Here is a 23,444-nt window from a genome sequence, read left to right as displayed (position 1 = left end):
ATATCCTCTTTATCAAAAAAACGGCACACCTTTCAGCATACCGTCTATCTATATTTTTAAATAAGCCCAATCATATGATTAGCATAGCATCCCCATAAGTTCCGAATCTATACTTTTCTTTGACAGCAACATCATAAGCCTCCATCACGTAATCATATCCCCCGAAAGCGGCAACCATCATCAATAAAGTAGAATAAGGCAAATGGAAATTGGAAATAAATGCATCCGGCACACTGAAATCATAAGGAGGGAATATGAATTTATTCGTCCATCCATCAAATTCCGTCAAACGTCCTTTTGTTGTTACACAACTTTCCAGCGTACGTACAACAGTTGTCCCCACGGCACATATCTTACGCTTTTCATCTTTCGCATCATTCACGATTTTCACAGTTTCCGCCCCCACGATAATCTGTTCCGAATCCATCTTATGCTTGGTCAAATCCTCAACATCCACTTCCCGGAAATTACCCAAACCGACGTGCAACGTGACAAACGCAAAATCAATACCCTTGATTTCCATACGTTTCATTAGCTCCCGGCTAAAATGCATTCCGGCAGTCGGGGCTGCAACAGCTCCCTCGTTTTTGGCAAAAATAGTCTGGTAATTTTCGGCATCCTCCGGCTCTACCTTCCGGTTAATAAAGCGCGGTAGCGGAGTTTCTCCTAAGGCGTACAATTCTTTTTTAAATTCTTCGTATTCCCCGTCATACAAGAAACGTAAGGTTCTTCCCCGGGAAGTCGTATTATCGATCACCTCAGCCACCATACTGTCGTCTTCCCCGAAGTACAACTTGTTACCGATACGAATCTTCCGAGCCGGATCAACCAACACGTCCCAAATACGCAATTCCGGATTTAACTCTCTCAACAAGAATACCTCAATCTCCGCTCCGGTCTTTTCTTTGTTTCCATATAGCCGAGCCGGAAATACCTTGGAGTCATTAAACACGAACACATCCTTTTCTCCAAAATAATCAATTACATCCTTGAATACCTTGTGTTCAATCTTTCCGGTCTTCCGATCCAATACCATTAAACGAGCTTCATCCCGATTCGGCGTCGGGTGCAAAGCGATTAACTCCGGCGGCAACTTATATTTAAACTTTGATAGTTTCATGTTGAACAATTTTATATATTAACCAAATCTTGCTAAATTACAAATTTTCTCCTAAAATCCCAATAATTTCATCTATTTTAAATCCATCCTCCACTCGAAAGTCCCCTACTCGAGTCCTTCTCAACGCAGAAAGATGCGAACCGCTCCCGCAAGCTTTTCCCAAATCATGCGCCAAAGAACGAATATACGTTCCCTTGCTGCAAACAATTCGAAGTTCCACTACCGGAAACTCTGCTTTCAATATTTCAATCTCCTTCACCATCACTTTCCGGCTCTTCATTTCAACCTCATCTCCCCGGCGTGCCATCTCGTAAGCACGAACGCCATCTACCCGAACCGCCGAATAAGTAGGCGGGAATTGCTCTATCTCCCCGACAAACTGCCGAACAGCTTGTTCCAATCGCTCCCGATCAACATGTGTATACGGGAATTCGGCATCAAAAGATGTTTCCAAATCAAAAGAAGGTGTCGTATGCCCGAAAGTAATCTCTGCCACGTATTCCTTCTCCTGTCCCATGTACTCCTCTATGTTTTTCGTTTCTTTCCCCACGCAAACAATCACGACTCCTGTCGCTAACGGGTCTAACGTTCCCGCGTGCCCCACCTTGATTTTCCCGTATCCCATCCTCAGGCAAATACGAATCTTGTTTACCACATCGAAAGACGTCCAACGCAACGGTTTATCCACCACGAGAACAGCCCCCGCACGAAAATCATCTCCTTCCCGAAAACGTATATTCCCCCAGTCTTTCATTATCCCAACACAATCGTCAATATACCGGCTATCGCACAATAAAGCGCGAACCAAATCAATTTTCCCTTCTTCACGATATTAATCATCCAACGGCAAGCTATACATCCCGACACGAAAGCCGCAACAAACCCTACAAGCAAAGAAACCGCAGAGATTCCGCTCTCGGCAGGACTAAAACCACCTTTCATCAAATCGAGAAATGCCTCTCCCAATATCGGGATCAATACCATCAGGAACGAGAATTTAGCCACCGCTTCTTTTTTATTTCCCAATAAAATACCTGTCGCTATCGTCGATCCGGAACGGGACAACCCCGGCAAGACCGCACAAGCCTGCGCCAAACCAATCACCAAAGCATCCCAATAGGATATTTTCTCTTTCACCCGTGGCTTGGCATAATAAGCAAACGCAAGCAACAGAGCCGTCACCAACAACATACACCCCACGACCAGCAACCCGGAACCAAATAACTCTTCCACGTAATCCTTAAAACAGAATCCCACGATAGCTACCGGAATCATAGAAAGGAATATCTTCAACACGTAAGCCATCTCGTCATTGTACTTGAACGTAAAGAATCCCTTGAAAAGTACCGAAACCTCTTTCCACAATATCACGATCGTGCTACAAACCGTCGCCGCATGCACTGCCACGGCAAACGTCAGATTTTCTTCCCCCTGTATACCGAATAAAGCACTAAATATCTGCAAATGACCGGAACTACTTACCGGTAAAAACTCAGTCAATCCTTGGATTATGCCAAGAACCAATGCTTGAAACCACTCCATCTATTAATTGAAAATTGAAAATTGAAAATTGAAAATGCACGCACACCAATATTCAATTACATTAATATTTATTTTTCTTCTTTTTTCTCTTTAGGCTTTCTCATGACGCCCCAGAACACGAAACCGAAGCCAAACAACACGACGATCGGGGCTAACGTGATTCTTCTGAAACTGAAAATATCATAATTAAACGTTTCGGGGGAATCTGCCCCACCACCCATCATTAACAGGAATCCGATTACAACAATCCCGAAACCGATAAGAATCATCTTGTAATTATCTTTCGGTATAGGAAATCCGTCTTTTTTTTCGTTTAAAATTCTTGCCATATATTTCTATTTACGCGTATATTTCATTCAAATCCTTGTTCAAATACATCCGTACAGAGAACCACGCCGAGAAAAACGACAACAGCACCCCGGAAAGCATCACGAACCCGACCATCATCACAATAACATCCATATGCATGATATTAATCACCTTACCAATATTCTCCTGTGCAAAGAATATCGCACCCAACAGAATTAGATTAGCGATCAACGCACCAAAAAATCCCCGCCACATACTTCCATACACGAAAGGTTTACAAATAAAAAACGGTGTTGCCCCAACCAATTGCATCGTCTTAATTAATAGACGCTGGGAATACACCGCCAAATGAATCGTGTTACGAATCAACGTGAACGAGATTAATACCAACACAGCCCCCACGATCAGGAACAATAAAGTAATACGATGAATATTCTCGTTTATACTCTCTATCATGGATTTCTGGTAATACACCTCCTGAATAATATCAAACCGGGCTAACCCTTTCTCGATAACCGCCAGGGAATCGTTATTCGCGTACTCCGGATTCAAACGAATCTCGATCGACGGCAACAAGGGATTTCCACCCAGTATCGCCTCGAAATCTTCTCCCATCTCCTTTTTAAAAGAGCGAGCCGCTTGTTCTTTCGTGATATAAGTCGAAGAATAAACAAAAGGACGGGTATCCAGGATCTTCTGCACCCGCTTGATTTCCGCCTCATTCGTGTTATCCTTCACGATCACCGCAAAACCGATATTCCTTCTCACGTGATCCGATACCACCCGGGCATTCAATAAAATAAACACAAGCATACCCACCACGATCAATACCAGAGAAATACTGATCGTGGAAACAAAATATGAACTTTTTCCTCTTTTGCTTCCTGTACTTGACATTTTCTTGCCTTAAAAAACTTGACAAATATAATCATTCTACTCCCGAGAACAATCAATTCAGGGAAAAAATCCTAAAAACTCTTCATTAACCCCTCAAATAACTACATGAATAACAGATTTTAAGAAATAGAACGAAAAAATCTACCGCTTTTTCTTCCAAAACCCTTTGCACGTATTAAAAATTGCTCTATATTTGCAATCGCAAAAAATGGAAAGCGTTCCTGTTCAAGTTTTGCAAGCAATCATGCGAAAATAGCTCAGTTGGTAGAGCATAACCTTGCCAAGGTTAGGGTCGCGGGTTCGAGTCCCGTTTTTCGCTCAAGTTGCTCGAGTGGTGGAATCGGTAGACACGCGGGACTTAAAATCCCGTGGCCATTGCGGCTGTGCGGGTTCAAGTCCCGCCTCGAGTACAGACATTTTAGAGAGTTAGCATTAATTGCTAACTCTTTTTTGTTAGTTATTCTCTATCCTAATTTCTTATTCGAACAAAAGCAATTTCTACCCCCCCCAAAAAATAGCTTAATCAAATTCTCGCAAATCAGTGAAACACTTTCTAATTCGTCGGTTACAACCGACGAATTAACCCTATAACCAACAGAAATAACCATATCCAAATTATAATATGTGATAAGATATGATTCTCTTAACTACTCTCCAACCTTCTTCTTGAACTTGTGCATTTTTCACATAAGTTGCATCTTCATATAGCTCTTCTATATTGTAAATATTTCAGATATGATTAACTATTACGGTTATTACGCTCAATCTACATGAATAGATATTAGCAAAATTACCTAGAATATCAGCCCAAACAAATGATTAACACCATTTTATTCGCCAACGATTCGAGCAAACAAAAGCCTGCAACCATCAGGCTACAGGCTTCTACATTACATGTATAATAATTTACTTGTTCTCGAAAACAATCTTATCATCCTTCACGTCCACCACGATACGGCTATCCCGGGATACTTCCTCCGCCAATATCTGCTTAGACAAATCATTCAGTAAAGTACGCTGGATCACCCGTTTCACGGGACGTGCACCAAATTGCGGGTCATACCCGGCTTCGGCAAGCCATTCCACCGCTTTATCAGTAATCTCAATTGCGATACCGTTGTTCCCCAACATCTTCTTGACACCATTGAATTGCAAGCGCACGATGTCCACGATCTCGGACTTCTTCAACGGTGCAAACATGATGATCTCGTCGATACGGTTCAGAAACTCGGGACGAATCGTCTGTTTCAACATCTCGTAAACTTCCAGATTCGTCTTCTCCAACACCTCATCCCGGTTATTCTCGTCGATACCTTTCAGTTTATCCTGAATAATATGCGCACCGATATTCGAGGTCATAATGATAATCGTGTTTTTGAAATCGACCACCCGACCTTTATTATCAGTCAAACGCCCGTCATCCAAGACTTGCAACAAAATATTGAACACGTCCGGATGCGCCTTCTCGATCTCGTCCAACAACACCACGGAATACGGTTTCCGCCGGACGGCTTCCGTCAACTGACCGCCCTCGTCGTATCCCACGTATCCCGGAGGCGCCCCGATCAATCGGGACACGGAATGCCGCTCCTGGTATTCGGACATATCGATACGAGTCATCAGCGATTCGTCATCAAACAGAAATTCCGCCAACGCCTTCGCCAACTCGGTCTTACCGACTCCCGTCGTTCCCAAGAAGATAAATGAACCGATCGGTCGCTTGGCATCCTGCAACCCGGCACGATTCCGCCGCACGGCGTCAGCCAAAGCCGTGATCGCCATTTCCTGACCGACCACCCGCTTGTGCAACTCGTCCTCCAAATGCAACAACTTCTGCCGCTCGCTCTGCATCATCCGGCTAACAGGAATCCCCGTCCACCGGGAAACCACGGCGGCAATATCATCCTCCGTCACCTCTTCCCGGATCAACGACTCCCCGTGCTTCATATCGGCAAGTTTCGCCTTCACCTCTTCAATCCGTTGCTCCGCTTGCTTAATTTTACCGTATCGCAACTCGGCGACCTTACCGTAATCTCCCTCGCGTTCAGCCCGGTCTGCCTCGAACCGGTATTGCTCGATCGCATCTTTGTTCTTCTGAATCTCGTCTATCAAAGAACGCTCGGATTCCCATTGGGCACGCAACTTCGTGCGCTCCTGGTTCAAATCAGCCAATTCTTTTTGTATCTCATCCAGTTTCTTACTTTTCCCTTCCCGCTTGATTGCCTCTTTCTCGATCTCCAACTGCTTGATCTTACGATCCAACTCGTCAATCTCTTCCGGCACGGAATTCATTTCCAACCGCAGACGGGCAGCAGCCTCGTCCACCAGGTCAATCGCTTTATCCGGCAAGAAACGATCGGAAATATACCTGTGTGACAACTCCACGGAAGCAATAATCGCATCATCCGTGATCCGCACCTTATGGTGATTCTCGTAACGTTCCTTCAAACCACGCATGATACTGATCGCACTCATCACGTCCGGCTCGTTAATCATCACCTTCTGGAACCGGCGTTCCAATGCCTTGTCCTGCTCGAAATACTTTTGGTACTCGTTCAAGGTCGTCGCACCGATAGCACGCAAATCCCCTCTTGCCAAAGCAGGTTTCAAGATATTCGCCGCATCCATTGCCCCGTCAGACTTCCCGGCTCCAACCAACGTGTGGATCTCATCGATAAACAAAATGATCTCCCCTTCCGAAGACAACACCTCGTTCACCACGGCTTTCAAACGTTCCTCGAACTCGCCCTTGTATTTCGCTCCTGCGATCAAGGCTCCCATATCCAAAGAATAAATATTCTTGGATGCCAAATTCGAGGGCACGTCCCCGTTCACGATACGTTGAGCCAATCCCTCGGCAATCGCTGTCTTACCCACACCCGGTTCCCCGATCAGTATCGGGTTATTCTTCGTCCTCCGTGACAATATCTGCAACACCCTACGGATTTCATCATCCCGTCCGATCACCGGGTCGAGTTTCCCGTTACGGGCTCGTTCATTCAAATTGATCGCATACCTCCCCAAAGCGTCATAATTATCCTCCGCCGATGGGGAATTTACCTTCGACCCCTTCCGCAACTCATTAATTGCTTCACGGGTTTCTTTCTCGGTCATTCCCGCATCTTTCAACATCGCAGATACCGGATCTTTCACCGACAACAATCCCAAAAGAATATGTTCTAATGAAACATACTGGTCTCCCATCTCTCCCGCCAGTTTCGTGGCTTTCTCCAACACCTTGTTCGCCTCATCGGACAAATAGGGAGAACCTCCCGACACCTTCGGGTAAGCATCCACGATACGATCCAATGCCGCGACAACATTCCGGCTATTAATACCCAATTTATTAAAAATAAAAGTGGTGATATTCTCGCCTTTCTCCATTATTCCCTTCAACAAGTGACCCGTCTCGATCGCCTGCTGACCTTTCTCCTGCGCCAGCTGCACTGCTGCCTGCACCGCCTCTTGCGACTTAATTGTATAATTATTCATGTTCATAGTCTCAATCACTCCTTTCTGTCTTGGAAATTACAAAGTATATACCGAAAGTTCCGTCCAAAAGTTTCACGATTGAAAAACGAAATAAACAATCACACTATCTTCCTGTTAAACAAGCAGGAAAAGACCTGCCGAGAACCCATTTCTCAAAAAGAAAAAATTCTCGGTGCATCTAATCGTCTGTCATTTTGTCTTTAAATATATAAATTATTATGTCAAAATGTCTTTCACTTTCCATTCCCGCAACGTTTCCTCAAACGGAGGATAAGCTACCCCCCTTTCCGTGATAATAGCCGTGATCAAATCGGCAGAAGTCACGTCGAAAGCCGGGTTATAAACGTTCACTCCTTCCGGTGCCATTCGCCGGGTATACCATTTTTCCGTTACCTCCTCGTGAGCCCGTTCCTCTATCTCGATTTGCTCTCCCGCAGGACATTCCAAATCAATCGTGGAAGTCGGTCCCAACACGTAAAACGGAATCCCGTAATATTTCGCCAACACCGCGACACCTGACGTCCCGATCTTATTTGCCGTATCCCCGTTAGCCGCCACCCGGTCACACCCCACCAGCACAGCTTGCACCCGCCCCTGTTTCATTACCGCCGATGCCATATTATCACAAATCAAAGTAACATCCACCCCCGCCTTTTGCAGTTCGAAAGCTGTCAGACGCGCTCCCTGTAACAAAGGACGAGTCTCGTCGGCGAAAACCGAGAAACCATACCCCCTCTCCTGCCCGAGATAAATCGGCGCTAACGCCGTCCCGTACTCGGACACCGCCAAATGTCCCGCATTGCAATGCGTGAGCAATCCCATTCCCGGTTTCAATAACGACAGCCCCCACTCTCCAATACGACGGCACGCTCCGGCATCTTCCGCACGAATAGCCTCAGCTTCCTCCCGTAACGCCTGTTTCCAAGCCGCCAGCCCCTCCCCTCTATGTCGCAACAACCGGGCTTCCATCCGATCTAACGCCATAAACAAATTCACTGCAGTGGGACGAGAAGAAGCCAAATATACTTTTATCTTCACGAACTCCTGATAGAAACTTTCGAAATCCATCTTCTCCACTCCCTGCATCAACACGGAAATTCCATAAGCAGCCGCCACCCCGATTGCCGGAGCCCCTCGCACCTTTAAAGAATAAATCGCTTCCCAAATCTCCTCCGCCGTCTTTAACGCCAAATATACTTCCTGATTCGGCAATTGCGTCTGATCCAAAATCACCAACGCCCCTTGCTCATAATCGGCACGAACAGTCACCATCGTAAACAAATTTCCCATAGTCAATCATTTTCCGCAATATTAATAAAAAATTACTTTTTCCTAAAAAGCAGAAACTAAAGAACCATATAATAACTACTCAGGGCTTACTTCACAACCATCACTCATAGGAAATTTTCGAGTAGAGGAAGCTTTTCTTTGATTAATGTAATCAAGTGCAAGTCCACAAAATTGAGCCTCAGACCATTCCTGCAAACCCGTCACTACATAATAAATATTAGTCTCATTTCTTTTAAAGGTAATATAAATATTATTCCCCAACTCAAAAATTTTATAGTCATTTGCTCCGGTCTTCTTCAATTTTGCCGGGAGCCAACTTATAACCTTTCCCCAATCCAAGATAAAAGTGCGTGGTATCCAAACAGAATCTTGTTTTTCCGCAGTAAATAATACCGTATCTCTCCCCATCCCCACAAACCATTTCTTTTCATCCGGTTGATACAAATTATTCATTAATTGCTTGGGAGAAGGATTCTCGTAAAATTTTTCTTGATTCAGCACATAATAAGGTATCTTTAAAACTGTATATGCATCTATATTTTCAAAAAAAGCGAAAGAACTTAATTTCGTCCTTTGAGCCGCACACGATGTCGTTTTCAAAGATTCATAAAAGTTCTTTAATTCCTGAATAACAGCCTCATCTCCACTCTTTAATGTGCCATCTGGCAAATGTTGTTGCGATTTAACATCAACATTTCTTACACAAGCAAATAACAAACTAATAAACAACAAATAACAACACTTCATTACACTCTACTTCATGAATAAAACAACATCCATTTGACTTGTTTATACACAAACATTTCACTTAACATTCCCTTCTTCCAAAAGATAACGGGTAAAATAATCCCGCTTTTTCTTCTCGAAATAAGTTTTGTAGTGTCCCTCATAATGATGACCTTGATTCGGAAGAACCAGTAAATCAAAATCTTTATTATTCAAGATCAAAGCATTCACCATTCTCATCGTATGTGCCGGATGTACATTTTGATCAACTTCTCCAGTTACTAGCAAAAGATGTCCTTTCAAATTTTTGGCTAAATCCTGATTCAAATCCACTTGAAAATGATTGTTATCCCCTATGCCTTGATAAGTTTCTCCCCATGTACGGTTATAAATCCGATTATCATGATTCCCCGAGGAAGCTACCGCCACCTTGTAGAAATCCGGATACGAGCAAATAGCCGCCACCGCCATCATACCTCCCCCAGAGTGGCCGTAAATTCCCACTCGGGTTGTGTCAATATAAGAAAAACGCTGTCCCAATTGCCGGATTCCACATACATCATCAGCTAACGGATAATCCCGCAGATTACCATACCCATATGTGGCATAAGCCTTATCCCGATAAGGAGAACCTCCTCGATGCCCCATACAAACCACAATAAACCCTCGTTGAGCCAATGCCGTGTTATTATAACGGTCAAATACCGTAAACTCCGTCCATACCGTTTCCGTGAAAGGACCCGGATATACTTGTGAAATAATCGGATACACTCTCGTTGAATCAAAATCAAACGGTTTCCACATAATACCGTAAAGATCAGTCTTCCCGTCTGCTGCTTTCACGGTAAATTGTTCTGGGAAACGCCAGCCATAATTCAACAATTTCGAAACATCCGGTTTTTCCAACATTGTCATCAACTTGCCATTCCTGTCTCGCACAGATACCTGCGGCACAGTATCTATACGGGAAAAATTATCCACAATCAAATCTCCTGTAGGACTGATAAACACATGATGTGCAGCATTCTCCGGAGTCAAGCAAGCCAAACGGGAACCATCAAAACCAACTTTATACAAATATGCGTAATTGGGATTTCGCCCGTTTTCTTTGCCATAACCGTACAAGAACATCTCTCGTTTCAAGGTATCGATTTTCGCCACTCTGCCGGCAGTCCAGTTACCGACGGTGATTGCATTCACTAATTCACCCTTCTCGTTATAATGATAATAATGTCCCCAACCGCTACGATCAGACCAAAGAATTATATCTCGTCCTCTATTCACCACATGACAACTAAACAATTCTTCGCTAATATAGGGCTTGCTTACTTCATGCAAAATCACGTTCACCTCTCCCGTTTTCACGTCTGCCGAACATAATTCAAACTCATCACGAATCCTTTTCTTACGGATAAAGAACACCCGATCCTCCACGTCCGGAGTTTTTAAAATCTGCAACAATTGTCCCGACCATTTCTCCACCGCGACCTTAATCAACTTTCCATCCTTAACTTGCCCCACGTACAAACTTTGTTTTCTTACCAAAGAATCTCCGGGTAATTCATATTTATACGAATGTACGGAAGGTCCTCCAAACGTACAAGTATACAACACGGCAAACTCTTTGACATTTCGGGAATCCTCCCGAGTAATATAAAAATCACCATTCTGTCCCATCCATTGCATATCCGCCACCACGTAATCCCAATTCTTTTCCCCGTCAAAAGTTAACTGCGTATCCTCCCCCGTCTTTCGATTCTTTATCCACAAATTATAATCACGCATGTGTACTTCATAACACGTATCCGGGGAATACCCGAAAGGACGCATAGAAAACTTTTTAGCAGATGTATAAGGGGTCAGTGTCCGCTTTTTGGCATCGTACAAATAATCCTTCCCATTCATACTCAGCACCGGCACAATATCATCATTTGTAAATTTCGGATTATAAAATATCATCCCGTGATTTTCCGCCACCCCCATTTTCTGCAAGCAACGGTCAATAACCTCAAAATCATACAAAACCCGCTTCCCACGCTTCCGGTCATAAGCATAATACTGTTTTTGCCCCTCGGCATTTTCTAACACATACCAAAACATTTCTTTCGCTGGATGAAAAAAAGGAATAATAGAAGTTCCCCCAACTTTCGTTTGTAATGCCGGTACATCATATTTTTCCCCTCCGTAAATCTCTTCAACATCTACAATAGATTCCAAAAAATTCGTAAGATTGGATTTTTCCCCTTTCAACAAGATCTTTTTAGCCAACTCATAAAACTGCGTTCCCTTCTCTCTCTCTACATTAGGAAACAACCCCATTCCTGCAAACAAAATCTGTTGGTTTTCCACCGTGAAATCTGGAACATATTCCGCTAACAAATTTCTTGTTTGTTCTTTATCACCACTTGCATGCACTTGATTTATTTCCATCATTCTCAAATAATCCCGCTTATTCGGAATATTCATCTCTGCGAGATAATGTTTATAAAATTCAAAATCAGACTCGCTCTTTTCATATTTCCAATCACGCAATTCCCATTCACTCATCCAGCGGCACAAATAGGCAATCCGATCGAAGACAACCTTCTCTCCATTTTGTTTTACAAAATCACGCCAATGCTCAAACAAATAGTGCATATTCGGATTATTCACCTCACACAATGTTTTATCGTCAAAAACAAACCAATTCTCCTTGCTGGCTCGTTCCTTGAATGATAACGATTCCAAATACATCGCAGTCAACCGTACAGCCTCAGTTCGTTCCAACAATCTTAATTTCAGACGGATATAATCACGCATAAACTTATTGGAATACTTCCCTGAAGAATACACCATATTCATCTGCACAACCTCATTATCGGGATCCATACCCAATCGGATATGCCGCATAAATTTATCTGCCGACATGCCTCCCACGAACTTGTACAACAGCTCTCCTTTAGCATTCAACAACAAGAAAGAAGGAAATGCCCCAACAAAATATTTTTCCATGTAGAGTTTATTTTCCTTTTCACTCATATTCATTTTCACATTTTCAAAAGTCGCATTAAAGAAATCAGCGACACTGTCCGTCTTAAATACCGTGGCTGCCATCTCTCGACAAGGTGGACAATATGTCGTATAACAATCCACGAAAATCAACTTATTGGATTGGGAAGCTCTTTCCAGAGCCTCCTCCAATGTAGTTTGTCCAAAATTTATCTCACGATTCTGCGCAATGCCCTGTAAGAAACAACAGCATAGGAAAACTATAAAGCAAATTCTTTTCATCATACTATTTTTTATCAAAATACTCTCTATTCAATTTCATTAAAATCAACCGATAGTTCTCTCTCGTCACCGGATCTTGATGTGTTTCGCTCAAACGCTTCACTTCTTGCGCCATCTTGATAAAATAAACATGCAACACATCTACGCCATACCTCCCCAACCCAAAAGAAATATGATTTTTAGCCATCTCCACAGCAAAATTAAAGACAAATCCGGCCTGCAACGCACGCTTGTAATCTGAAACGGGTTTCTCTGTATCATAATTTTCGAAAATTACTCGATCAACATAAGCCAACAACTCTTTCACCGTATATGCTTTCTTTTCTCCCGAAATCCTTTCCGATTCGATCAAGGCGATCATAGCTTCTTGATTATAAAATCGTTTGGCTAAAATAATCGCCATACCTTTCATCATATCATCCAAATTATAATTAGCCTCTTTATACCATCCCGGTTTATAAATCCAAGGACTCACTTGTTGAAACACATTTTCCTCCATGTAAGCAAGCACCTTAATTTGTTCCTCCCTGGACACGTATGAAACCGGAGATTCATTCAGGCCCCGGATAATGGTATGCTTCATGCTACCACCGACCAACTCCATCATCTGTTCCAAATAAGCCTGATATAATGCCAACGAACGAATAGAATAATCCGACAATCTTTTCCAAGTATCCTGTTTCCCCTGCAAACCATTCAACAATTTACCCAACTTAGGATAAATTTCCTGAATATTTCGGATTCCTGCCAGACTAGCCTCATACAAATCACTTGATAAATCATATTTCTGCTCGAAAGAAGAACTAACTTTTTCCTCCGGCATATAGAAACTGCTTTTCACAGAAGGCAATCGGTTTGAATTTCCGTAAGCATACTGCAAAGCTTCATAATCATACACCGATACCCGGGGAAACAAATTCTTCACGCTGATTTTATCCTCGGGTCTAGCCACATAATTAAAACGAAGAGCAGAAGAAACGGAAGCCGATAAACCGTATTTATTCAACCATTTTTCGGAACGAAGATCTGCCGGTTTAAACGCTAGTTTCCCAACTCCATTAGGCTGCATGCCCAACACCCGTGCAAACAAAGAGGCGAGCTGAGCCGTTACGATATCCTGACGCACGGAAACATCATACAAATCTTTCCGAATACGAGAATCCAACAAAGCACACTGCAGGAAATAAGTATCTAACAAACTCTTTGCGTTTTCATCCATCATATTCACGCGAGCACATAAAATTTCTCCCGTAACCGGATTCACGATCTTAGAATAATTATTATCATTATAAGCAGCTCCCCAACGGAATAAAATCGATCCATACACCAACGAAGCATCTGTGACATCGCTACTCAACCTGAAAACATTTTTCCAACCGGCTTTTTCGAATGCGACAGACCATTGTGCTAAAGCATTTTTAATACTTTCCACGAAAGGCTGGGGTACCAAGGGATCCACATACACACAAATCTGACGTTCCGGCTGAATAAGTACCCCCCGCCTTTGCTGTTTCAATTGTTCCCGGGATGCAGTTAATCGCCAACGTTGAATATATTGTTGTTTAGAAGCTGTATATTTCTCCGAATCGTAAAACATTCGGGATACCGTTTCAAAACCATAAGCAGGGTGACTTTCCCGCAATTCCATCTCCTTTTGTGGCAACAACTGCAACACCATCTCCAGTCTAAACGTGGAAGCAATATCACTCCCTACTCCATTCCTCGGGTTATTCTGGTAATCTGTTTGGGAACGGGCAACCAAAAACGCTACCCCTTGCTCGATAGCCCGCACTCCCTCTACACCGGAACGACTAGGATCAGGGTGATTTAACCAGGCATAACCGCTTACATTAAACAAATTTCCCCCGGCACTATTCAATTCATTCGTCAAATCAATAATCACATTCCCTTCTTTCTCCCCCTGCGCCACGATAGGATAAGTATAATCTACCGGTATTAAACCTGATTTCCGAAGAGCTTCCGCCATGTACACATCCAAGGAATCCGTCACCTCTACCGGTCGTAGACGGTACACTTGCAATGTATTATGGCATCCCACTCTAAAACGAATAACCCCGGAAGCCGGTGATATAAAAGAAGCATTTCCTGCCACGACCTGCGTTGTCACCAGCACATCCCGTCCCATCACTTCCCCGGGAATCTCCAGGTAATACTTATCCTTCAAATTATAAACTGTATAGAATCCTTCTATCGTCTTCAAGTCTTTTTGTTCACAAAATTGATTGTACGACATAGGAGTGTTGACAACCTGTCCCTTTGCAATGCCGGTAATCAACCAGGCAAATAAAAACAATATATATTTATTGAGTATTTTCATACTTGAATCAATTTTAATGTAATAAGGCACTATTTTCCCCTGTTTCCCATAAAATAATAAAATCGTACAAGGTCTTGTAATGAGCCGATGTCAATACATCCAATTTCGGCTGATTCAACGCCTCTTTCAGTCTGTTTTTTATTTTCACCACAGCAGTATTTACCGACAAATTCTTACCGCAATACAAATTAGCCTGATTTTCCACACTAATCACCAAATTTTGCAATAAAACCGATTGTAACATCTTTTCGTAACGAGATAATTGTTTTTCAAGAGGTCTCGTCTCAAAAAATGCGACATATAATTTATCCATGTACTCCCGAACGGACAATCCCTTCTCGTTCATTTCCTCTCCCTTGGCAAGGGAATTGTATTTCATCAACGCCTTGGCAACCAATGCTGCTATCGGCTCCTGTATATGCCTATTAAAATCAACCCCGGTCTTCTGCATCAACTTTTCCCGGTAAAGCCAATTCTGATCCGAAAAAACATACTCCTTTAAAAAGTCGAAAGCAGCTTCCTGTTTTTCCCTATCCACAAATTCCAATACTGCCATATCCTCGTTACGGTCCGGATTATTGGAATAGATACCACCCACGTATTTCAACACGTGATTCACGTAATTGTAATACTGGTTCAATACAGACATATAACGTTCTCTCAATGTAGCATAGTTTTTCCCTTCCGGAGTCCACTCTTCCAAATGATCCATAATAACCTTCAGGTTAGCCATTCCCAAGCGATTGGCATAAATAACATCATCCCCGGAATCTTCCGATTGGACTCGAGGATCCTGCAACGTCGTTTCCTCCATATAGCGGCATGTATAATCTTTTCGTTTTTCAGTGACCCATGATCTTAACCATTCCGTTTCTGCCTCCAGGCTTTTACACTCCGGGTAAAGACGATATCCCCATTCAATGGCAAAATCATCATACACACCTGTTTTCGGCAATAAATCCCGCAACTCCATACCGTCTCCCGCCTGAGCAATATAATTAAACCGCTGGTAATCCATAATAGATGCCCCCAATCCATGCCGCCGAACAAAAGATAAACTTCGCAAACTATCCACGGGATATACCGTACTTCCCACAAAATGATGGCGTAAACCCAAAGAATGTCCCACTTCATGCGTCAAAACAGTTGCAGCCAGCTCTCCCATCACTTCTTTATTAACAGGATATTCTCGAGCCCGAGGATCCACTACCCCGCACATCACGAAATACCACCGTTGCAACAAGCTCTGCACTGAATGAAAAATGGCAATATGCGCTGTAATCACCTCTCCGGAACGAGGATCCACCACCATCGGGCCATAAGCATTCGGGATCGGCGATGCCTTGTAAGATACCAACGGGTAACGCACGTCACCTTCATTATACTCCGGATCCTCTTCCAGTGTCGGCGCTAACTTTGCATAAATCGCATGCTTGAAACCGGCCTTTTCAAAAACGGGTTGCCATGCGTTTATCGCTTGAATAAAATAGGGGACCAGATAATCCGGAGTTGACCTATCAATATAAAACACGATAGGCTTTTGAGGTTCCACCAGTTCTCCCTGCTTATACTTTTCCATATCTTCCGGCTTCGGCTCCAGCCTCCAGCGGTTAGCAACCAACACCTTTCCCATTTTATCATCCCGTTCCAACATTCCATCTAATATAGTCGTGAAATAACCGACCCGCTCATCAAATAATCTCACGTCCATCGGTTTTTCCGGCAAAAGAAACCACGATGCGACCACTTCCCACGTTGTCAACGCGAAATCCCCGTCCTTCACTTTATCTGCCACCGAATAAGCACAACGGGAAACAAAATTCAAATTCTCGGGAAAAACTTGCGCCTCCAGTGGATAAGAGTACTGGGAAAGAAAATTTCCTAATTTCATAATACCTTTGGCACCTTTCAACAGGAAGAAATCCATATCCTTCATCCACAATTCAGTGATATCCACTAAGTAAGAATTACCATCCGTCGCTACAACAGGAAGAGCTACATCGACACCATCAAAAGTACTTTTAAGATAAGCATCATAACTAGAGCTTGCATCCCTCAGGTAATACACCCGAGGAGACACAATTTCTATAGTATTCCCATTTTTTCTAAAACGCATCAAACGCTCGAACACAGAGTCTCCCCCGTACCCGAAACGCATTTCCGGATCCCGTTCCACCCGTGCGCTTCCTTTCAATATGGTTATCGTAACTAAAATATCCCGTTCCAATTTATCTTCCGGAATAGACAGATAATAACGACTATCCTGTTCATATACCGTACAAAAACCACTTTTTTTCACCGCATCTTTCCGAATAACGCTATCCAACGGCAAATTAATATGCTGCCCTTGTGCATCAATGACATTTATTCCCCAAATGCATAACAGTGATATACATACAAACAAATATCTCATATTACTCGTATAATCCATTACCCACGGACTGCAAATCCATGTTATAATTCTCTATAAAATAATTCCGCACCATATCATAACGTTTCTTTAGCAACCCGTTCACATCTTTTGCAGGGTTCAAAATACCGTCAAAATTCTTTTCAGTATCATTATAGTTATCCGTGTACTGAGGAACCCTAGTCAAGAATTCCTCGGAATGGCCAATCATCATCAGAATAAAACTCTTCCAATCATTCGCGACACTAATACCATAACTGACCTGACGGGGAATACCCAATTTCCATAACTCAGGGCGTGTTTTTGAAGTAAGCTTACTCTCGTTGTAGTTTACAACCTCATCAAATTCTTTCGTGGGAACAGACAAACCCCGCCCCAAAATACTTTCTACAAATATCCGGTTAATCTTATCCCGAAATTTCAACGAGTCGTCAGCCGTCATCCGCATGGACGACTCATTGCCGCGACCCACACAAATGTTATCATAATTATACCATGCATCTACTTTTTTCCCTATTCCCTTCTGAGAAAACGGAACTGTTGAAAAATCCCATTTCATATACACGGAATCAATCTCGGAACAAAGAAAGATGGTCACAGGCAAGAATTTGGATAAAAATTCTTCAGAATAATGGGCGAACCACAAATCTTCAATTACCCCCAACTGATTGCCGATATAATTCTCATTCGCAAACGAAATTATATATCCAGCTTTCCCTCCTTCTCCCAATACACCATTCATCCAAGCAGAAGGCGTCCAATAAGTATCTTTCTCGGTAAATTTATACAATAAACAAGAACCATACTTCTCGTAATAAGAAACAATCACATCATCATAATCATGATCCCCTTGCGGCACAGAATAACTGGTTATTTCTCCCGAGGGCTTCAAATCATCCTCTGTATAACAAGCTGTCACAAACACCATTTGTAACAACAAAATGATATAAAAATATTTTTTTAAATTCATACTATCTCGGATTTTGTTCTAATTGATAATTTCTATCTATAGCATCTTTGGGAATAGGCAAAGCGTATAAAGGAGAATTGCTTTCCAACACGTATTCATGCGCGATCCCTTCGGCATCGATATAGCTATGACTGACAGAAAGACCTAATCGTTTAATGTCATACCACCGGAACCCTTCCTCTAAACACAGTTCCCGTTGACGTTCTTCCAAACAAAAAGCCAACAACTTATTGCCATCAGTAATATCTTCATTCACGTATGTACCCTCTACAAATCTTGTTTCCCGTAAATCATTCAAACATTTCAAAGCCTCGACACGATCCGTCTCATTCCCGGATTTCACAAAACGCCGGGTTAGTGCCTCCGCCCGGTTCAAATATGCCTCCGCCATCCGAATACCCCGGTCCGAACCATTAAACGTGTTCCAACCGACCTTATTGCCATAAACTTCCCCTGTTGAAATCTGGAAATAGGTCTTATAACGCAGGTCATTCTCGGCATCATACAACGTCATGAACTTATTGGAAACCGTCCAAGGCATAGCACCTGAATACCGATTGCTCCCGAAATAAATAGCATGCTTAAAGGTCGAAGCCGCACCATACGTCCATACCACCTCCGAACTTGCATCCGTATCATAAATACTTTTACCATTGGGAATATTACGTAAAAAAGTCAATAAGGGTCCCTTCTCAATTGCCAACCCTGCATATTTAATCGACTCATTCAGTGAAGTATCATCCCCTTTGTATAAATAAAACCGAGACAATAACACATACGCTGCCACAGGATTTACTCTATATACATTGCCTGGAAGATACTCTTCATTCTCTTTCAACATCGCGGCAGCCGCTAACAAATCCTTTTCAATTTGATCATACAAAGCTTTCAAGGAAGAACGCTTGGGGAAATCATCCGTTATCTCCATCGTTAACATCAAAGGCAATCCTAAAGCGATTTCGGGATTTACCCCTTCCCCGTTATAAGGTTGGCAGTAAATCATAGCTAACTTCATATAATAAAAAGAACGCAATAATAAAGCTTGGGCCTTCAATGCCGCTTTTTCTTGCTCATTACCGCTGATCTCTTCCACTTGATCGAGAATCACATTACACCCCATGATTTGTTTGTAATAAGCTTTCCAGCCATTCGCCTCATCCGGGAAAACCTCCACGCCATCGAACATTTCCGGGTTAAACGTAAACACGGGAGTGCCGTTTTCATGCACCGCCACATAATTATTATGTTTCAATCCATTACACTGGATCTCGTCAGTCAACAATAACAGATACGTATCATACGTTCCCAAAGTATAAGGATAGGCTTCGCTATACAACACCGCCCGCAAATCCTCAACCGTTGAAGGTATAATCTCGTCCTGGCTAGATTCCTTGAAGAAATCATGGCAAGAAATGGAAAGCAAACACAAGAATCCAATCCAACAACAACTAATATACTTCTTCATAATCCTTTGATTAAAAAGTTACACTTAAATTAAATGAATACGAACTCATCACGGGTTGCTGCCCTGTTGCGACTTCCGGATCCCGTCCTTTGAAATCTTTGCTGACAATCCGGAACGGATTCGACATACTGGCACTCATGCTAATTCCCTTGCAATACAAATGTTTGGTAAATTTTCCCGGCAAGAAATAACTAATCGACAAATTATTACATTTCAATGATGAAGCATTGACCACCCGCACATTGCTCTTGTTATACATTTCATACTCGTTACTGGTTTTTCCATCAGGCAGTGAAAAATTGACCACATTCTTATCCGGCAATCCCGGGAAACAGGCATCCGTATCACCCGGCCGCCAACGACCATTTAACTCGGACGACAAATTCTCGTACTCGGAAGGCAACGTTGTTGACTGATAAGCATCCGCTAAAAATTTCTTGCCCCCTAATTGCAAATAAAAATTCGTGGAAAGCGTGAATTGTTTATAACGGAACGACATGGACAAACCTCCCGTGAAATCCGGATCCAATTTACCGGCATATACCATGTAAGTGGTCGGATCGACAGAAGGGTCTTCCTCGCCATGTGTTTCCAGATTAATAATAGGATAACCGGTTTCTTGATCTATTCCCTCGCAATCAAACGCCCAAAATGCAGATACCGGATAACCGGACTTGGTATAAGAACCGGACACGGCAGTTTTCCACGTCAAATTTTGAACACCGACTTTTGTAATTTTATTATTATTCTGGGATGTATTAATTCCCACATTCCATGTAAAGTTTTTCGTACGTACCGGAACAAAACTTACACTCAAATCATAACCGGTATTTTTCATACTTCCCCCGTTCACCGGCATATTTTCCACACCATATTCTCTCGGCAAAATCAACGAAGTGATTATATCCTTCCCCTTTTTCACGTAATACTCGAAACCGACTTGTATTTTATTATTAAACAATGCCAAATCGACCCCGTAATTATAGGACATCGTTTTTTCCCAACGCAAATCCTCGTATGGCAAAGAAGTTATATTCAACAAATTTTCTCCCGTGTGGACATCTGTCACGTTGGCTGACGCCCCCGTGGGAATTTTCACGATCAAACTTGGGCTATAATTCGTGGCCATATTACGCTGATATCCGAAACTAAAACGTAAATTTAAATCCGACACGATATTCTGGTGACTAAACCAATGTTCGCGGGTTACATTCCAACGCACTCCCCCGGCCCATACCGGATTGAAATTCTCGTTGGCATATCTCCCGAAACGATTGGACGCATCCGTACGCACGCTGGCATTCACCACGTAACGACCGTCATAAGCATAATTTAATGTCAGATAAGCCCCCATTTGATTCGTGAGGCGATCTGTAATTCTACGGGTAAATTTGTTCAACAACTCGTTGGCCATACCATTCCCATTCACAGGATTTATCCGCTGAATAGGTACTTGCGCAAATGATTTTCCTCTATCTTTTAAATAACCGTAAGCAGTGGAAGAAAAACCGGTATTTTTCGTGCTGGAAAATTCTATACCTAACATGGTCGTCAACGCATGTACCTCATTAAATACCTTGTCAAACGAGATAGCATTACGCCAATTCCAGGTCAAAGCCTTCGTTTCCACCGAATTATATTCTCCCCCGACAGGAAGTGGAGAATTCTTGTAATCGGCATCGGTTGGTTTCACTGTTCCATAATCATACCAACGCATGGCAGCAATATAAGCCGTACGTTCCGTTGCCCAAGATTCCCCGATTACAGAAGATACATTCACGCTTCCCAACATCTGATATTTCAAATTACTCGTGATATCCACATTCAAGTTCAAATTCGTGTTTAAAGACAAGGTTTTATTCACGTTCCCCGTTTGATCTCGTTCATTAACTATATTATATAGATATCCGTTAGCCTGCTGGTAAAAAGCCAACTCTCCGTTATCCTTGTAAGCAGCTATAGCCCGGTTGGTTTTCCTCGCGTAACCATACGGATCTACAATATAAAATCCATTTGTTGTAACATAAGAACCGGATAACGTGAAAGAAGTTCTTACTCGTTCTTTCCAATTCACATCCACCCCGACATTCGCCCCGAAATTTTCCGAATCATTCCCGACAGCAGTACCCTTGTTCGAGCCATAAGAAAGAGAAGTATAAAAACGTACATCCTCACTTCCCCCGGAAACAGATAAAGAATGAGAATGACTAAAAGGTGTTCGGAACAGAATATCAAACCAATCTGTATTCTCGGTTTCCAACTGGGCCACTTCCTCTTCAAACTCATTCTTGGTCAATTCCTTTTTCAAATAACGATTCAACGCACCCGCATAACCTATCGTGTTATTAGTCCAATTCGCATTTAACCCACGTTCAAATATTTCCTTGGATACGGACACCCGTTCCTTGGAATTCATTAATTCCAATTTATCATAAGTCACCTGTTCGGCAACATTCAAATTCACGGAATAAGAAATTGTCGGCTTACCTGCTTTTCCTCGTTTTGTTTTAATCACGATAACCCCGTTAGCGGCACGCACCCCATAAATAGCCGTGGAAGAAGCATCCTTCAACACGGTGATACTCTCTATATCATTAGGATTCAACCAAGAAATAGAACTTCCCACAAAATTTCGGATGTAATCGAAATTATCCGAATTAATCTCCCCTAAATTATTAAAAGTCTGTGTATTAAATGGAAGCGGATCTTCCTGGATAATACCATCTACCACCCAAACCGGTTCCTGGCTTCCCAACAAAGTGGAAGTTCCCCGTACCCGGACCTTCTGACGAACACCGACCAGACCACTTTGATTCGTGATAACCACTCCCGGCAAACGTCCTTGCAATGCCTGTTCCAACGTATTTGTCCCGCTGAAATACAAATCTTCCGCCTTAATCGAAGAAATAGAACCGGCCATCCGCGATTTGTCAAATTCTTGATAACCGGTAACGACCACCTCTCCTAATTGCTCTGCCTCCTCTTTCATCACGATCGTGTATTCATTCCGGTCCTTTACCAAAGCGACATACTGCGTTTTCATTCCTATAAAACTGACAATTAGAGTGTCTACCGTATAGGGGACATTCAAAAAAAACTCTCCCTTGTCATTAGACACCGTACCAACGTAAGTTCCTTTCAAGACAATTGTCACTCCCGGCAATGGCAACTTTTTCTCATCCGTGATCAAACCTTTGACCGGACGGGATTTATTCTCCTTCTTATCATTCTCTTTGACCGTCACAAGCACAAATTCTCCATCTAACTTATAAACAAAACCACTCGCCGACAATACTCGATCCAACAAATCTCGCAACTCAATTTCTCCGAAATTAGCCTTCACATTGGCATGCTTATTTAACACATCACTGTTATACATCACCACAAAACCCGTTTGCTTGCGAATTTCTTGAAACAAGTCCTCGTAAGTTACACTCTCAAAATTCACGTTCATCTTATGTTGGGCAATTCCCTCCGAATGTACCCCTAACACAAAAACGAAAAGCATCATCGTAACGATTTTCATTTTAAAAAATGTTCTCAAAGGTTCTTTTTTCAACAAAAGTAACCTCCATTGTCGCTTTTTTTTCATACTTTTGATCATTAAATTTTACA

General features: G+C 42.6%; 14 protein-coding genes and 2 tRNA genes. 2 read left to right on the top strand and 14 right to left on the bottom strand.

From position 1 onward, the window contains the following. Positions 1 to 70: 70 nt before the first annotated feature. The 5 genes from queA to BN8899_RS10435 form a co-directional block, all read right to left on the bottom strand. Positions 71 to 1,120 carry a tRNA preQ1(34) S-adenosylmethionine ribosyltransferase-isomerase QueA gene (queA, locus tag BN8899_RS10455; RefSeq protein ID WP_065219333.1) on the bottom strand — a complete coding sequence of 350 codons (1,050 nt, stop codon included), beginning with the start codon at positions 1,118 to 1,120 and terminating at the stop codon, positions 71 to 73. 37 nt (positions 1,121 to 1,157) lie between these two features. Beyond that, positions 1,158 to 1,874 (bottom strand): tRNA pseudouridine(55) synthase TruB, encoded by a 717-nt coding sequence (gene truB / locus BN8899_RS10450; protein ID WP_065219332.1) that lies wholly within the window; start codon positions 1,872 to 1,874, stop codon positions 1,158 to 1,160. Continuing rightward, positions 1,874 to 2,662 (bottom strand): undecaprenyl-diphosphate phosphatase, encoded by a 789-nt coding sequence (locus tag BN8899_RS10445; RefSeq protein WP_018337576.1) that lies wholly within the window; start codon positions 2,660 to 2,662, stop codon positions 1,874 to 1,876. Before BN8899_RS10445 ends, truB begins: the two co-directional genes overlap by 1 nt. Positions 2,663 to 2,730: 68 nt before the next feature. Continuing rightward, positions 2,731 to 2,991: a DUF3098 domain-containing protein gene (locus tag BN8899_RS10440; RefSeq protein WP_065219331.1), complete on the bottom strand. Its 261-nt coding sequence runs from the start codon at positions 2,989 to 2,991 to the stop codon at positions 2,731 to 2,733. Between the two features lie 10 nt (positions 2,992 to 3,001). Next, positions 3,002 to 3,868: a cell division protein FtsX gene (locus tag BN8899_RS10435; RefSeq protein WP_018337578.1), complete on the bottom strand. Its 867-nt coding sequence runs from the start codon at positions 3,866 to 3,868 to the stop codon at positions 3,002 to 3,004. A gap of 246 nt (positions 3,869 to 4,114) precedes the next feature. Here BN8899_RS10435 and BN8899_RS10430 point away from each other — a divergent pair. Both BN8899_RS10430 and BN8899_RS10425 read left to right on the top strand, forming a co-directional pair. Then, positions 4,115 to 4,187, top strand: a tRNA-Gly gene (locus BN8899_RS10430). A 6-nt stretch (positions 4,188 to 4,193) separates the two neighbouring features. Further along, positions 4,194 to 4,278, top strand: a tRNA-Leu gene (locus tag BN8899_RS10425). A 496-nt stretch (positions 4,279 to 4,774) separates the two neighbouring features. Here the strand turns inward: BN8899_RS10425 and clpB are convergent. From clpB to BN8899_RS10380, 9 genes are all read right to left on the bottom strand, one after another. After that, positions 4,775 to 7,366, bottom strand: a complete 2,592-nt coding sequence (gene clpB / locus BN8899_RS10420; protein ID WP_018337579.1) for an ATP-dependent chaperone ClpB — start codon at positions 7,364 to 7,366, stop codon at positions 4,775 to 4,777. Positions 7,367 to 7,576: 210 nt separating this feature from the next. Beyond that, complete coding sequence (gene mtnA / locus BN8899_RS10415) at positions 7,577 to 8,650, bottom strand: S-methyl-5-thioribose-1-phosphate isomerase (RefSeq protein WP_065219330.1); 1,074 nt, start codon at positions 8,648 to 8,650, stop codon at positions 7,577 to 7,579. Positions 8,651 to 8,725: 75 nt separating this feature from the next. Continuing rightward, positions 8,726 to 9,397: a hypothetical protein gene (locus tag BN8899_RS10410; RefSeq protein WP_065219329.1), complete on the bottom strand. Its 672-nt coding sequence runs from the start codon at positions 9,395 to 9,397 to the stop codon at positions 8,726 to 8,728. A 57-nt stretch (positions 9,398 to 9,454) separates the two neighbouring features. Then, on the bottom strand, positions 9,455 to 12,649 hold the full coding sequence (locus tag BN8899_RS10405; protein WP_065219328.1) for a prolyl oligopeptidase family serine peptidase: 3,195 nt from the start codon (positions 12,647 to 12,649) through the stop codon (positions 9,455 to 9,457). Position 12,650: 1 nt separating this feature from the next. After that, the gene (locus tag BN8899_RS10400; RefSeq protein WP_065219327.1) at positions 12,651 to 14,984 is read right to left on the bottom strand and encodes a DUF5117 and DUF5118 domain-containing protein; all 2,334 of its coding nucleotides are present in this window, start codon (positions 14,982 to 14,984) and stop codon (positions 12,651 to 12,653) included. A gap of 13 nt (positions 14,985 to 14,997) precedes the next feature. Next, positions 14,998 to 17,397 carry a zinc-dependent metalloprotease gene (locus BN8899_RS10395; protein WP_187376844.1) on the bottom strand — a complete coding sequence of 800 codons (2,400 nt, stop codon included), beginning with the start codon at positions 17,395 to 17,397 and terminating at the stop codon, positions 14,998 to 15,000. A gap of 1 nt (position 17,398) precedes the next feature. Next, on the bottom strand, positions 17,399 to 18,364 hold the full coding sequence (locus BN8899_RS10390; RefSeq protein ID WP_065219325.1) for a hypothetical protein: 966 nt from the start codon (positions 18,362 to 18,364) through the stop codon (positions 17,399 to 17,401). 1 nt (position 18,365) lies between these two features. Continuing rightward, positions 18,366 to 19,829, bottom strand: a complete 1,464-nt coding sequence (locus tag BN8899_RS10385) for a RagB/SusD family nutrient uptake outer membrane protein (protein WP_065219324.1) — start codon at positions 19,827 to 19,829, stop codon at positions 18,366 to 18,368. A gap of 10 nt (positions 19,830 to 19,839) precedes the next feature. Continuing rightward, positions 19,840 to 23,421 (bottom strand): SusC/RagA family TonB-linked outer membrane protein, encoded by a 3,582-nt coding sequence (locus BN8899_RS10380; RefSeq protein ID WP_065219470.1) that lies wholly within the window; start codon positions 23,419 to 23,421, stop codon positions 19,840 to 19,842. Positions 23,422 to 23,444 lie beyond the last annotated feature (23 nt).

Source organism: Butyricimonas sp. Marseille-P2440 (genome assembly GCF_900091675.1).
In the GTDB taxonomy this organism is placed as follows: Bacteria; Bacteroidota; Bacteroidia; order Bacteroidales; family Marinifilaceae; genus Butyricimonas; species Butyricimonas synergistica.
The sequence above is the reverse complement of the archived record's forward strand: the minus strand, read 5'-3'. Positions and strand labels throughout refer to the sequence as shown.